Genomic DNA, 459 nt, shown 5'->3' on the forward strand with positions numbered 1-459 from the left:
CGCCGGCCCAGCATCAGGAGCGCCGTGCCGAGCACGGACAGCGCGATCAGCAGCTCCACGCCGGGGATCAGCCATGGCCGGTCGGGCAGCAGGCCGTAGAAGCTGGCCGCGATGGCGCACGCATGGCCCGCGCTGAACGCCGTGATGCGCAGGGCGATCGCGCGCAGGCGCATGTCGCCCGCGACGAGGCACACGACCAGCAGCAGGTGGTCGGCGCCTTCGAGGATGTGGGCGGCCCCCGCGCGGATGAACTGCCAGGCCGACAGCCACCACGACGGGTTGACGTCGATCGCCGCGGCATCCATGCGGTACTGGTCCGTCGCGCCGGCGCGGTGCGACAGCAGGATCGTGTTCAGCGGCGCGTCGGACAGCTTGCCCGGCGCGAGCGTGCCGGCGAAGCGGAACGCCGCGGGGCGCACGCCGGGATACGCGATGGCGGCGTCCAGCACGACGTCGCCG

The 459-nt window shown here is 73.6% G+C and carries 1 protein-coding gene; it reads right to left on the reverse strand.

The genetic code is table 11. The annotated features are described in order from the left end of the window. Window positions 1–449 (reverse strand): HupE/UreJ family protein (locus tag ACEN88_RS34245; RefSeq protein WP_413346845.1); only part of this gene is annotated, 449 nt, incomplete at its 3' end. Window positions 450–459: the final 10 nt, after the last annotated feature.

The organism is Massilia sp. CT11-108 (assembly GCF_047302915.1).
Classification (GTDB): Bacteria; Pseudomonadota; Gammaproteobacteria; order Burkholderiales; family Burkholderiaceae_D; genus Telluria; species Telluria orientalis.